This window comes from Cellulomonas sp. (assembly GCF_015234515.1).
Taxonomy (GTDB): domain Bacteria; phylum Actinomycetota; class Actinomycetes; order Actinomycetales; family Cellulomonadaceae; genus Cellulomonas.
In genome coordinates this window covers 110,360-122,671 of record NZ_JADGMY010000023.1, presented here as the reverse complement: position 1 = coordinate 122,671, position 12,312 = coordinate 110,360, and the positions used below count along the sequence as shown (strand labels likewise).

Below are 12,312 nucleotides of genomic sequence, written 5' to 3'. Positions count from 1 at the left end.
GACGCGTGCGACGCGGCGGGCGTCCGGACGGCATGCTGGGGGCCTGGGCGATTCGTCCGGATGGTCCGACGACGACGACGGGAGGCTCGGTGCTCGAGCAGCCATGGCCTCCCGCTGGTCCGGGTCCGCAGCAGCCGCGCGACGCGCACCGGCAGCACTGGGCGAACGACGCCTGCCGCCGCCCGCCGCTCCGCGGGGTCGGCACTCCGTCGTCCGGACCCGACGGGTGGGGCGAGCGACCGGGCCGTGAGCCGGCCGTCCGGCGGCGCGCCGACCACGCGCAGCGCCACGACGGGGACGAGCGCGACCGCGGCGAGCGCACCGGCCGCGACGGCGTCCGGGGCCCTGGCGGTCCGGCGCGCGACGGGCAGAACCCCGATCGCGCCCAGCCGTCGCCCGCCCGCTGGGTGCCCGCCGAGGCGTGGATCCCCGACCCCAAGCCCGCCCCCGAGCGGCGCTGGAGCCCGGAGCAGGACTGGCTCGCGGCGTTCGCGGACCGTCGCGAGGCCGCCGTGCCGCCTCTCGCCCGGCCGCACGGCGCGACGCGCCGCCGGGTCGCGGTCGGCGCAGCCGTGCTCGCTCTGGGCGCCGCCCTCGCGGTCGCCCTCGTCGCCCTTCTGTGACCTGCACCCCTGCGGTGCCGGACGGCGGCTGGGCGACGTCCGCCCGGCCCCGTCGCGCGCGACCGTCGCCCGTCCGTCGCCCGCTCGCTACGGTGGCTGCGTGAGCGACGACCCCGGACCCGCAGCCGTCCCGGACCACGAGCTGCGCACGGACGGTGAGCGACGGACCGTCGCCGCGCTCGACGCCGCGGGAGTCGCGTACGTGCGCACGCGGCACGGGCGGGTCGGCTCGCTCGCGGAGGCCGCCGCGGCCCGTGGCATCGAGCCCGCCGACCTCGTCAAGACGATCGTGGTGCGGCGCGGGGACGACGACTTCCTGCTCGTGCTGCTGCCGGGCGACCGCACGATCTCGTGGCCCAAGCTGCGCGCCCTGCTCGGCGTGAGCCGCCTGTCGATGCCCGACGCGGCGGTCGCGAAGGACGTCACCGGGTACGAGCGCGGCACGATCACGCCGTTCGGCGCGACGCGGGCCTGGCCGGTCGTCGTGGACGCCAGGGCGTCGGGACGGCGGGTGTCGATCGGCGGCGGCGGGCACGGCGTGGGGATCGAGCTGTCGACGGACGACCTCGTGCGGGCGCTGGGTGCGACGGTCGCGGACGTCAGCGAGGCAGCCTGACCCCGTTCGGGTCAGCGCCGAGTCAAGCATGGGTCAAGGCTCGGTTCGAGGAGCGTAGAGTTCCTCGGGAACACGCGCCCAGGGGTGCGTGTTGTGACGCGGCGGGACCCCGTTCGCCGCGCCGATGTCGGTGCCGGTGGGTAGTTTCGTCCCGCCCGTCGCACCCCCGGTACGACGACGTACCGGCCCGAGGCACGAGGAGCGCGAACGCCACGATGACCGAGCTGACTGCTGCGATCGAGCGCACCCCGGAGCCGGTGGACCACGAGATCCGCGTCGAGCACCGCGCGGGACGTGCCGTCGTCTGTCTGGTCGGCGAGATCGACGCGTCGCTGCGCCAGTCGGCGTCCGCGTCCATGGGCATCGCGCTGATGAGCGGCCTGCCGCTGCTCGTCGACGCGAGCCAGGCGACGTTCATCGACTCGTCGGGCGTGGCGTTCGTCCTGCAGCTGCACCTGGCGGCCTCCGAGGCGGGCGTCGAGCTGACGTTGCACGACCCGAACCACGTCCTGCGGGACCTGCTGGACATGGTCGGCCTGGGCGGCGCGATCCCCGACGACGTCTGACGCCCGCCGCGGGGCGACCGCGGCGATGTCGGAACCCTCGGTTACGGTCCGGGCATGCGGTTGCTGCACACGTCGGACTGGCACCTGGGCCGGACCCTGCACGGGGTCGACCTGCTGGACCACCAGGCGTCCTACCTGGACCACCTGGTTGACGTCGCGCGCACGGAGCAGGTGGACGCGGTCGTCGTCGCCGGTGACGTGTACGACCGCGCCATCCCGCCGGTCGAGGCGGTGACGCTGCTGTCCGACACGCTCGCGCGCCTCGCCGAGCACACCACGGTCGTCGTGACGTCGGGCAACCACGACTCGGCGACGCGCCTGGGGTTCGGCTCGGCGCTCATGCGCGAGCGCGTACGGCTGCGCACGCGCGTCGCGTCGCTGGCGGAGCCGGTCGAGGTGGCGGGTGTGCTGGTCTACGGCCTGCCGTACCTCGACCCCGACGTGTGCCGGGCGGAGCTCGCGCCCGTCGGCGCCGACGGGGCACGCACCCTGCTCGCCCGCTCGCACGAGGCCGTGACGCGCGCCGCGATGACGCGGGTGCGGGCCGACGTCGCGGCGCGGCCCGGCGGTGAGCGGCCGCGTGTCGTGGTCGCCGCGCACGCCTTCGTCGTGGGGGGACGGGCGAGCGAGTCGGAGCGCGACATCCGGGTCGGCGGGGTCGACCACGTGCCGGCGGACGTGTTCGCGGGCACGGACTACGTCGCGCTCGGCCACCTGCACGGGCCGCAGGTGGTCAACGGGCCCGCCGGGACCGTGCTCCGGTACTCCGGCTCCCCGCTCGCCTACTCGTTCTCCGAGCAGCACCACGCCAAGTCGTCGGTGCTGGTCGACCTGTCCGGCGCCGAGCCGACCACGACGCTCGTGCCGGCGCCCGTCCCGCGCCGCATGGCCGACGTGACGGGCACGCTCGAGGACCTGCTCGCGGCGGCCGGCGAGCCGCACGTGGACGACTGGGTCCGGGTGACGATCACCGACGCCGTGCGGCCCGCGGACCTGTTCCGACGCGTCAAGCAGCGGTTCGCGCACGCACTCGTCGTGCAGCACCGCCCGGACCGCCCGGACGCGGGTCCCACGCGCCCGGCCCTCGTGACCGCCGCCGCCGACCCCGTCGTGGTCGCCGCGGACTTCGTCGCGCACGTGACCGGCGGCCGTCCGACGGCCGCGGAGCTGCAGGTGCTGCGCGCGGCGCACGAGCACGTCGCGGCCGCGGAGCGGAGCGCCTGATGCACCTGCGCTCCCTGACCGTCCAGGCCATCGGCCCGTTCGCGGACCGGCACACCGTGGACCTCGACGCCCTCGGGTCGTCCGGGCTGTTCCTGCTGGAGGGCCCCACCGGCTCGGGCAAGTCCACCCTCATCGACGCGATCGTCTTCGCGCTGTACGGCAAGGTCGCCGGCGCCGACGCGTCGGACGAGCGGCTGCGGTCGGCGTACGCGGCGGACGACGTCGAGAGCGTCGTCGACCTCGTCTTCGAGGTGCCCTCCGGCGTCTACCGCGTGCGCCGCACACCGGCGTACCAGCGGGCCAAGCGCCGCGGAAGCGGCACCACGACCGCCCAGGCGAGCGTCAAGGCGTGGCGGCTGCCCGCGGACGTCGACCTCAGCGCCGGGCCCGACGGCCTGGACGGCGTCGGCGTGCTGCTGGGGACCCGGCTCGACGAGGTCGGTGCCGAGCTGCAGCGCGCCGTCGGGCTCGACCGCCTGCAGTTCGTCCAGACGGTCGTGCTGCCGCAGGGGGAGTTCGCGCGGTTCCTGCGGGCCGGCGGCGAGGAGCGTCGGGTCCTGCTGCAGAAGATCTTCGGCACGCAGGTCTACGAGCAGATGCAGCAGCGCCTCGCCACGCTGCGCGCCGAGGCTGCGCGGACCGTCGAGGCGTCGCGCACGCGGCTCGGTGAGGCGGTGTCGCACCTGCTGGGGGCGTGCGCGCTGGGGCCCGACGAGCAGGCGGTGACGCGGGCCGCTCTCGACGAGGCCGCCGTCGGGGCTCCCGTCGCCGAGCGCGTCGCGGAGGTCGTCGTCGCGACCACGGCGGTGCTGGAGGCCGCGGCCGACGCGCTCGCGCAGGACGCCGCAGCCGCACGCACGACGTGGGAGGCCGCCCGCACCGGGCTCGAGCGCGCCCGCGGGACGGCGGCGCTCGCGGCTCGACGGGACGCGTTGCTGGCGGAGCGGTCGTCGCTCGAGGCGGCGGCGGGGCAGCACGAGGACGACGTCCGACGCCTCGCGCGAGCGCGGGCTGCGGCGGCCGTGCGTCCGCTGCTCACGGGCTGGCAGGACGCGTCGACGGCCCACGAGGCGGCGGCGAAGGCGCTCGTCGCGGCGGCCGACACGGCACCGGTCGACCTGCTGCCGGCGCAGGGCGCGGTCCCCGGGCTGCTGACCGTGCCCGACGGCAGGTCGGGACACGGGCCGGGGCGCAGGCTGGACGCCGAGCCGGACGCAGCGGCGGACGGAGCGGCGGACCCCGACGGTGCCGCGGAGATCCTCGACGCGTGGCGTCCGCGCCTGCGGGCCGCGCGCGCCGCGGCCGCGGACGGCGCGGCAGCGCTGCGACGGACCGTCGAGCTGGAGGCCGGGCTCGCCGGTCGCCGCCGGGCCGTCCGGGAGCTCGCCGCGGTGCTCGACGACCTACGCACGGAGGCGGACGCCGCCGGGGCGTGGCTCGCGGGGCGTCCGGCGGTGCGTGCCGGGCTGGAGCTGGAGCGCGACGACGCACGGGTGCGAGCGGGCCGGGCCGACGCTGCCGAGGCGGCACGCGTCGCGGCGCGTGCGCTCGTCGCGGACGTCGCCGCGCTGACCGCCGCGCGCGCCGAGCTCGCCGACGCGCAGACCGCGGTGACGGCTGCGGCCGGTGCCGCCCGGGCGGCGGTCGCCACCGAGGCCGCCCTGCGCGCCGCGCGCGTCGCGGGTCTCGCCGGTGAGCTCGCCGCCGGGCTCGTCGAGGGGGACCCGTGCCCGGTGTGCGGCGCGTGCGAGCACCCCGCCCCCGCGTGGGTCGATGCCGACCACGTGACGGCCGAGCAGGTGCTGGCGGCGGAGCAGACCCGGGCCGCCGCAGAGGCGCGTCTCGCCGAGGCCGGGGCCCGGCGTGCCGGGCTCGCGGAGCGCGTCGACGGGCTGGCGGCGCGCACCGGTGACCACGACCCCGCGACCGCCGCTGCCGGCCTGCGGGACGCCGAGGCGCAGATCGCTGCCGTCGCCGCCGCGGCCGCACGAGCCGAGGCGCTGGAGGCCGAGATCGTCGCGCACGACGCCGCGACGCGCCGCCGCGAGCTCCTGCGCGACGAGGTGCTGGTCCAGGTCCGTGCCGCGGAGGTGACCCTGGAGACGGAGCGGGACGCGCTCGGGCGCGCCGAGGCCGAGGTGGTCGAGGCCCGGGGGGAGCACCCCACCGTCGCCGCACGCCACGCCGCCCTCGACGAGCGGGCTCGGCAGGCCGCCGACCTGCTCGACGCGCTCGACGCCGAGCGGACCATCGCCGCCGACGCGGGCCGCCGCCGGCACGAGCTCGACCACGCACTCGCCGAGCACGGCCTCGACGACGACACCGCGCGCGACGCGTGGTGCCCGCCCCCCGTGGTGCGTGACCTCGAGGGTCGCGTGCTCGCGCACACCACCGATGCGGCCCGGGTCGCCGCCGGTCTGGCCGACCCCGAGATCGTGGCGCTGCCCGAGCACGTCGACACCGACCTCGCGGGCGCCCAGGACGCCGAGCTCGCCGCGCGCCGTGCCGCCTCCGACGCCGAGGGCCGCGCACAGGTCGCGGCGTCCCGCGCCGAGGCCGCCGCCGAGGGGGCCGCGCGTGTCCGGCGCGCCGCCGACGCGCTCGACGCCGCCGTCGCCGCGGCCGGTCCCGTCACGCGCATGGCGAACCTCGCGTCCGGCACCGGCAGCGACAACACGCAGGCGCTGTCGCTCGCGACGTACGTGCTCGGCCGACGGTTCGAGGACGTGGTCGCCGCCGCCAACGAGCGGCTCGCGGTCATGTCCGACGGCCGGTACGAGCTCGTGCGGTCCGACGAGAAGGAGGACGTCCGCACGCGCGCCATCGGCCTGGCGATGCGTGTCGTCGACCACCGCACCGAGCGCGCCCGTGACCCGCGCACGCTCTCCGGCGGCGAGACCTTCTACGTGTCGCTGTGCCTCGCGCTGGGCATGGCGGACGTCGTCACGGCCGAGGCGGGCGGGGTCGAGCTGGGCACGCTGTTCGTCGACGAGGGGTTCGGGGCGCTCGACCCGCACGTCCTCGACCAGGTGCTCGCCGAGCTCGGCCGCCTGCGGCACGGCGGTCGGGTCGTCGGCATCGTCTCCCACGTCGAGGCGCTGAAGCAGGCCGTCGCGGACCGCATCGAGGTCCGTCCGACACCCGGGGGACCGAGCACCCTGACGGTCCTCGCGGGCTGACGGGCCCTCACGTCACCAGGTCCGTCCGCGGGCCGCGGGACGTCACCAGGTCCACCCGCGGGCCGCGAGCTCGACCTCCTCGCGGAACCGCTCCTTCGCGTCGCCCTTGGCCGCGGGGCGCACCTCGACGCCCGCGAGCTCGCACGCCTCGGCGAGCAGCTGGTCGTACGCGAGCTGCGACGCGATGATCCGCTCGGCGCGCGCGAACGTCCGGTCGTCGCCCTCGAGCCGGCGCACGTGGTTCGCGACCGCCCCGAGCCGCTGCTGGACCCGCAGCGTCACGAACGGGTCGTACGGCTCGACCTCCCGGTGCCGCAGCCGGTCGGCGACGGCCTCCAGGCTCTCGGCCAGGCGGGCCCGCCACCGCGGCGGCTCCTCCGCGGACGGGATGAACGCCCAGACGGACAGCAGCAGCACGGTGGGTGCCACCGAGAGGAAGAGGAGAGCCCAGATCATCGCGCGTCCTCCGTCGAACGTGACACGAGCCTAGGCACCCGATGTGACGCACGCCACAGGAATAGCGGGTGACGCGTCGGTGTGGTGCTCCGCGCGTGGCCGCGCCACGGTTCGGACCCCTACGGTGGGCCCCGACCACGGCACGAGAGAGGCGACCGCATGGGCAAGGGACTGGTGGCGGGCCTCGTCGCGCTCGGTCTCGTCGGCGTCGGTGCGTACGTCGCCGACGGGTTCGCGCGGGACAGCGCCGAGGACAGCGCAGCGGTGCTCCTGTCGCAGCGCCTCCAGGTGGAGGGCGCGCCCGACGTGCGGATCGACGGCTTCCCGTTCCTCCCCCAGCTGCTCGCGCGCTCGCTCGACGACGTGCACGCGTCCGCCCGGGGCGTCGTGCTCGACGGGCTCCAGGTGACGGACGTCGTGGTCGACGCCACCGACGTCTCCCTCGACGAGCCGTACCACGCCGGGTCCGTGCGGCTCGAGGCGACGGTGCCCACGTCGACGGTCGACGAGGTCGTCGCGCAGCGGGTCCGCATGGACGTCGCCGTGGACGGGCAGGTGCTCCGCGCGTCGGGCGAGGTCCTCGGCATCCCGCTCACCGCGGGGCTCGTGCCCCGCGTGGTCGACGGGCGCCTCCAGGTCGACGTGCAGGACGTCTCGCTGGGTGCGGGCGCGCTGCGCCTCGAGGACCTGCCGGGTGACGTCGCCGAGCGGCTCGTGGGGATCGAGGTCCCCCTCGAGGGCCTGCCGCCCGGCATCGTGCTCGAGCAGGCGGTCGTGGTGCCCGACGGCGTCAGGATCACCGCGTCCGGAACGGACGTCGACCTGGGGGCGCTGCCGTGAGCGCGGGCCTCCTGGCGGGCGTCACGGCGACGCTGCTCGCAGTCCCGACCCCGGGGAGCGAGGGCTTCGCCGGGCTGTGGGAGCAGGTCACGACTCCGCAGCCCGCGCCGGGGCGCGTCACGGTCCTCGTGGTCGGCGGTGTGGTGCTGGCCGCCCTGACCGTGCCGTCCGTGTGGCACCTGCTGCGGCACGGCCTGACGATCGTGCACGAGGCCGCGCACGCCGGCGTCGCGGTGCTGGCCGGGCGGCGCCTGTCGGGCATCCGCGTGCACTCCGACACCTCGGGCCTCACCGTCTCGCGCGGGCGGCCCCGCGGCCCCGGCATGATCGCCACCGTCGCGGCGGGGTATCCCGGGCCGGCCGTGCTCGGCGTCGCCGCCGCCTGGCTGCTGTCCCGCGGGTACGCGCTCGGTGTGCTGTGGCTGCTGCTCGTGGTCGTGGTGCTCGTGCTGCTGCAGATCCGCAACTGGTACGGGCTGTGGGCGGTCCTGGTGAGCGGCGTGGCGCTCGTCGTCGTGACGCTGTGGGCGCCGGCGCAGCTGCAGACCGTGGTCGCGGCCGGGCTCACCTGGTTCTTCCTGCTCGGGGCGCCGCGCGCGGTGCTGGAGATGCAGCTGCAGCGTCGGCGCGTGCGGCGCCGCGGTGGCCGCGACGAGTCCGACGCGGGCCTGCTCGCGGGTCTCACGCACGTGCCGGCGATCGTCTGGGTGGGCGCGTTCCTCGTGCTCTGCGGCGCGCTGCTCGTGGTCGGCGGGGCGTGGCTGCTGGCGGCCTGGCCCGTGTCCTGAATCACTCACCCGCCTTGCCACGAAGTGCACCGTGTGCCCCGGTGTGCACCCCTGACCTGTAGGACCATGGCTTCCGGACAGGCGTTCAGGGTCTGCGATAGTGAAGCGGTGAGCACTACACCCGATGTCGAACCACGACCGGGCCGCAACGAATCGCTTTCCCTGCGCCGGGCACTCGCCCTGCTCGACGTCTGTGCGCTGGAGACCGACCCCTCCGGTCTGACAGCCGCGGAGATCGGCCGTCGGCTCGGCGTCCACAAGTCCACCGTGCTGCGCCTGGCCGCACCGCTGCTCGAGACCGAGCTGCTGCGCCGCGACACCACGAGCGGCCGCTTCCGCCTCGGGCCCGGCGCCCTGCGGCTGGGGCACGCCTACCTGTCCACCCTCGAGATCGAGGCCGTCGCGGCGAGCGCGCTCGACGAGCTCGCCCGCACGAGCGGCTGCACCTCGGTCCTCGCCGTCCCCGACGGCCTGCAGGTCCGCATCGCGGGGCACCGCGCGGCCCCCGGCAGCGGCGGGCGCGTCGCGACCCGGGTCCCCGAGAGCGTCCCGCTGCACTGCTCGGCGAGCGGCAAGGCGATCCTGTCGGTCTCCGGTGCCGCGCTGCTCGAGCGGGCCGTCGCAGGTGGGCTGCGGGCCGCCACCTCGCGGTCGATCACGGACCCCGGTGAGCTGCGGGCCGAGCTGCTGCGCACGCGCCGCCGCGGTTTCGCGGTCGACGACCGTGAGCGTGACCCCGACACCCGGGCCGTCGCCGCCCCCGTCCTGGACCACACCGGTGACGTCGTCGGCGCGTTGGCGCTGATCGCGCCCGCTGCGCGGATGCCCGCCGCCGCCGTGCAGGAGCACGCGCGCGCCGTCGTCCTCGCGGCCCGTGCCGTCACCCGCCGGCTCGGGGGTGCGGGCGGACCCCGTGGCGCCGTGGCCGGGACCACTGAGGACCTGCAGGCCCGCAAGGGCGCGTGACTCAGCCCGCGACGACGCACCTGTCGATCGCGCGCGTGAGCGCGTCGTGCTCCGCCTGCGTCACCCACAGGTCGTAGGCCGCCTTCACGACCGTCTGGCGCAGCGCGTACGCGCACCGGTACCCGCTGTTCGGCGGCAGCCAGGTCGCGGCGTCGCCCGCGCCCTTGCTCTGGTTGGCGCTGCCGTCGACGGCCAGGAGGTTGGCCGGGTCGTTGGCGAACAGCCTGCGCTTCTCGTCCGTCCAGCCCTGCGCGCCCTTCTGCCACGCGTCCGCGAGGGCGACGACATGGTCGATCTGGACCTCCGAGGAGCGTTCACCGCGCTCGAACGCGATGCTCTCACCGGTGTAGGGGTCGGCCAGCGTGCCGCGCAGGACGACGCACTCGCCCGTCCCCGGCTTGGCCACGAGGTCGACGAGGTCGCGGCGCAGGACGTCGTTGCGGGTGTCGCAGCCGTTGCGGTCCACGTCGGCCCACGCCTGGCCGAACTCGTCGCGGTCGTACCCCGTGCGCGGCGCGCGGCCCTTGACCGCGAGCGTGTCCAGCGCGGCACGTCCCGCCGCGAGGTCGGCCGCGGTGACGGGGTACTGCGCCGCGGCGCGGGCGTCGAGCACCACCGGCCCACCGAGCCCGGCGGCGAGACCCACGAGGACCAGGAGCACCCAGTGCCAGCGCGTGCGCGTCCGGCCGTGGCGTCGCGGGCTGCGCCGACGCACCCCGACCGAGCGTGCGGACGTCAGGAGGTCGGTCACGGGGGGCAGCGTGCCCTATTCGTCCCCCCTGTCGCCGGACGCCTCGCCGGTGGGCGTGCACGGCGCACCGCGCGAGGGGCTGTGGTCAGGTGGCGCTCAGACGGCGGGAGGGACGGGCGGCGAGGTGCCGGCTGCGGGTGGCCCGCCGCCTGCCGGCACGTCGGCCGGCAGTGCCTCGTGCCCCGGGCGGCCGTGCGTGCGCTCCCGCTCCTTGAGCCGTGCCTCGTACACGTGCCGTCGTCCGGCGACCAGCTCGTCGCGCACCCGGCGCTCCGCGTCGGCGAACGCGCGGTGGTACCCGTCGTCGAAGTCCTCGACGACCTGGAACGTCCACCGGCCCGCCAGCACGTTGCGCCCGACGACGTCCGCGCGCACCCGGTCGGCCAGCTCGCCGTGCCCGGCGGCCTCGAGGTCGTCGAGCGCCTCCTGCAGCTCGAGGTCGGCCCGCCCGATCAGCCGGTGGAACGCGTAGAGCATGCCGCGCGCGTGCTCGGCCACCTCGAAGGCCGCCGTCACCGCGCCCACCGCGGCGACCGTCGCGTCGTCGACGCCGTCGGGTGGCACGTGGCGGTCGTCGGGGCCGTCGTCGGCGGTCCGTCCGGTCGCTTCGTCCATGCGCCCACGATGCCGAGCGAGCACACGGCGCGCACGTCGGGCGTCGCCGTGGCGGAGCGTGCGCACCGGGACGAACGTCCGGTGGACCGGTACCCCGCCGCGCGTCATGCTCACGGAGGCCGATCGCAGGACACGGGAGGGGGAACCATGACGACACCAGACGCACGGCACGGGGACGCACCACGCGGGATCCTGCGACGCAGGTCCGTCGAGGCCTCGATGGCCGTGCTCGACGACCCGGACCGCCAGTTGCGGCGCACGCTCGGTGCCTGGGACCTCGCGGTCATGGGCGTCGCCGTCGCGGTCGGTGCGGGCATCTTCTCCGTCGGCGCCACGGCCGCTGCGAGCTACGCCGGCCCGGCGGTCATCGTCTCGTTCGTCATCGCCTCGATCGTCTGCGCGCTGGCGATCATGTGCTACGCCGAGTTCGCGTCGACGATGCCTGTGGCGGGCTCGGCGTACACGTACTCCTACACGACGATGGGTGAGTTCGTCGCCTGGATCATCGGCTGGGACCTCATCCTCGAGATGCTGCTGGCCAGCGCGGTGATCGCGAAGTTCTGGGGCGTGTACCTGTCGGACGCGTTCATGCTGTTCGGCATCGACGTGCCGGCCGTCCTCACGGTCGGCGGGGTCGACGTCGCGTGGGGCCCCGTCCTCATCGTCGCGGTCTTCACCGTGCTGCTCTCGGTCGGCACGCGGCTGAGCTCGCGCGTCAACAGCGTGTTCACGATCCTCAAGGTCGGCATCACGCTGTTCGTCATCGTCGCCGGGTTCTTCTACGTCAAGGCCGAGAACTGGACGCCGTTCGTGCCGCCGTCGCAGCCCGCGGAGGCGGGGACGTCCTCCCTGGAGCAGCCGCTCACCGGCTTCCTGCTCGGGATGGACCCCAGCATGTACGGCGTCATGGGGATCCTGTCCGGTGCGGCGCTCGTGTTCTTCGCGTTCATCGGCTTCGACGTCGTCGCGACCACGGCCGAGGAGACCAAGGACCCGCAGCGCGCGGTGCCGCGCGGCATCCTCGGCGGGCTCGCGCTGGTGACGGTGCTGTACATCCTCGTGACGGTCGTCGTCACGGGCATGGTCAGCTACACCGAGCTCGCCGCGTCCGACGCGCCGTCGCTCACCACGGCGTTCGTCCTGGTCGGCGCTGACTGGGCCGGTCGGGTGATCTCCGTGGGCATCCTCGTGGGCCTGACGAGCGTGCTGATGGTGCTGCTGCTCGGCCTGACGCGCGTCGTGTTCGCGATGAGCCGCGACGGGCTGCTGCCGCGCGGCATGTCCCGCACGTCCCAGCGCTTCGGCACGCCGCTGTGGCTGCAGGTCGGCGCAGGGGTGGTCGTCGCGCTCATCGCCGGGCTCTCGGAGGTCGAGCTGCTCGAGGAGATGATCAACATCGGCACGCTGTCGGCGTTCGTGCTGGTCAGCTTCGGCATCCCGCTGCTGCGCCGCTCGCGCCCCGACCTGCCCCGCGGCTTCCGGGTGCCGTTCTCGCCCGTCCTGCCGATCATCTCCGGTCTGGCGTGCATCTGGCTGATGCTCAACCTGACGACGCTGACGTGGCTGCGGTTCCTCGTGTGGCTGGCCGTCGGCACCGTCATCTACTTCGGGTACTCCTACCGGCACTCGCTGCTGGGACGTGGGGGGCCTGCGGCATACTGACGCGCACACCCACCGAAGGGACCCAC

The 12,312-nt window shown here is 75.7% G+C and carries 12 protein-coding genes; 9 read left to right on the top strand and 3 right to left on the bottom strand.

Annotated features, from left to right (window positions below):
- Positions 1-89 precede the first annotated feature (89 nt).
- The 5 genes from IR158_RS09545 (at position 90) to IR158_RS09525 (ending at position 6,208) form a co-directional block, all read left to right on the top strand.
- A complete protein-coding gene (locus IR158_RS09545) occupies positions 90-623 on the top strand; it encodes a hypothetical protein (protein ID WP_291812391.1) in 534 nt (177 codons plus the stop codon).
- Positions 624-723: 100 nt separating this feature from the next.
- Positions 724-1,239 (top strand): aminoacyl-tRNA deacylase, encoded by a 516-nt coding sequence (locus IR158_RS09540; protein ID WP_291812389.1) that lies wholly within the window; start codon positions 724-726, stop codon positions 1,237-1,239.
- Positions 1,240-1,454: 215 nt separating this feature from the next.
- The gene (locus tag IR158_RS09535; RefSeq protein ID WP_291812387.1) at positions 1,455-1,805 is read left to right on the top strand and encodes an STAS domain-containing protein; all 351 of its coding nucleotides are present in this window, start codon (positions 1,455-1,457) and stop codon (positions 1,803-1,805) included.
- Between the two features lie 54 nt (positions 1,806-1,859).
- Positions 1,860-3,029 carry an exonuclease SbcCD subunit D C-terminal domain-containing protein gene (locus IR158_RS09530; RefSeq protein WP_291812385.1) on the top strand — a complete coding sequence of 390 codons (1,170 nt, stop codon included), beginning with the start codon at positions 1,860-1,862 and terminating at the stop codon, positions 3,027-3,029.
- The gene (locus IR158_RS09525; protein ID WP_291812383.1) at positions 3,029-6,208 is read left to right on the top strand and encodes an AAA family ATPase; all 3,180 of its coding nucleotides are present in this window, start codon (positions 3,029-3,031) and stop codon (positions 6,206-6,208) included. The genes IR158_RS09530 and IR158_RS09525 overlap by 1 nt, the downstream gene beginning before the upstream one ends.
- 42 nt (positions 6,209-6,250) lie before the next feature.
- Here the strand turns inward: IR158_RS09525 and IR158_RS09520 are convergent, their stop codons facing one another.
- Positions 6,251-6,664, bottom strand: coding sequence for a hypothetical protein (locus tag IR158_RS09520; protein WP_291812381.1), 414 nt, complete (start codon positions 6,662-6,664; stop codon positions 6,251-6,253).
- Positions 6,665-6,823: 159 nt separating this feature from the next.
- On the opposite strand from IR158_RS09520, the gene IR158_RS09515 reads away from it, so the two are divergent.
- From IR158_RS09515 to IR158_RS09505, 3 genes are all read left to right on the top strand, one after another.
- The gene (locus tag IR158_RS09515; RefSeq protein WP_291812380.1) at positions 6,824-7,504 is read left to right on the top strand and encodes a DUF2993 domain-containing protein; all 681 of its coding nucleotides are present in this window, start codon (positions 6,824-6,826) and stop codon (positions 7,502-7,504) included.
- On the top strand, positions 7,501-8,292 hold the full coding sequence (locus tag IR158_RS09510) for a M50 family metallopeptidase (RefSeq protein ID WP_291812379.1): 792 nt from the start codon (positions 7,501-7,503) through the stop codon (positions 8,290-8,292). The genes IR158_RS09515 and IR158_RS09510 overlap by 4 nt, the downstream gene beginning before the upstream one ends.
- 108 nt (positions 8,293-8,400) lie before the next feature.
- Complete coding sequence (locus IR158_RS09505; protein WP_291812377.1) at positions 8,401-9,258, top strand: IclR family transcriptional regulator; 858 nt, start codon at positions 8,401-8,403, stop codon at positions 9,256-9,258.
- A gap of 1 nt (position 9,259) precedes the next feature.
- Here IR158_RS09505 and IR158_RS09500 read toward each other — a convergent pair whose 3' ends face one another.
- Both IR158_RS09500 and IR158_RS09495 read right to left on the bottom strand, forming a co-directional pair.
- Positions 9,260-10,009, bottom strand: a complete 750-nt coding sequence (locus IR158_RS09500) for an HNH endonuclease family protein (protein ID WP_366928428.1) — start codon at positions 10,007-10,009, stop codon at positions 9,260-9,262.
- Between the two features lie 96 nt (positions 10,010-10,105).
- A complete protein-coding gene (locus IR158_RS09495) occupies positions 10,106-10,624 on the bottom strand; it encodes a hypothetical protein (RefSeq protein ID WP_291812375.1) in 519 nt (172 codons plus the stop codon).
- 147 nt (positions 10,625-10,771) lie between these two features.
- Here IR158_RS09495 and IR158_RS09490 point away from each other — a divergent pair, with 147 nt between their 5' ends.
- The gene (locus tag IR158_RS09490; protein ID WP_291812373.1) at positions 10,772-12,286 is read left to right on the top strand and encodes an amino acid permease; all 1,515 of its coding nucleotides are present in this window, start codon (positions 10,772-10,774) and stop codon (positions 12,284-12,286) included.
- Positions 12,287-12,312 lie beyond the last annotated feature (26 nt).

Bases quoted from the DNA above. Each gene is read 5' to 3' on its own strand.
- IR158_RS09535 (WP_291812387.1), top strand. From the start codon at position 1,455: ATGACCGAGCTGACTGCTGCGATCGAGCGCACCCCGGAGCCGGTGGAC.
- IR158_RS09530 (WP_291812385.1), top strand. From the start codon at position 1,860: ATGCGGTTGCTGCACACGTCGGACTGGCACCTGGGCCGGACCCTGCAC.
- IR158_RS09525 (WP_291812383.1), top strand. From the start codon at position 3,029: ATGCACCTGCGCTCCCTGACCGTCCAGGCCATCGGCCCGTTCGCGGAC.
- IR158_RS09520 (WP_291812381.1), bottom strand. From the start codon at position 6,664: ATGATCTGGGCTCTCCTCTTCCTCTCGGTGGCACCCACCGTGCTGCTG.
- IR158_RS09515 (WP_291812380.1), top strand. From the start codon at position 6,824: ATGGGCAAGGGACTGGTGGCGGGCCTCGTCGCGCTCGGTCTCGTCGGC.
- IR158_RS09495 (WP_291812375.1), bottom strand. From the start codon at position 10,624: ATGGACGAAGCGACCGGACGGACCGCCGACGACGGCCCCGACGACCGC.
- IR158_RS09490 (WP_291812373.1), top strand. From the start codon at position 10,772: ATGACGACACCAGACGCACGGCACGGGGACGCACCACGCGGGATCCTG.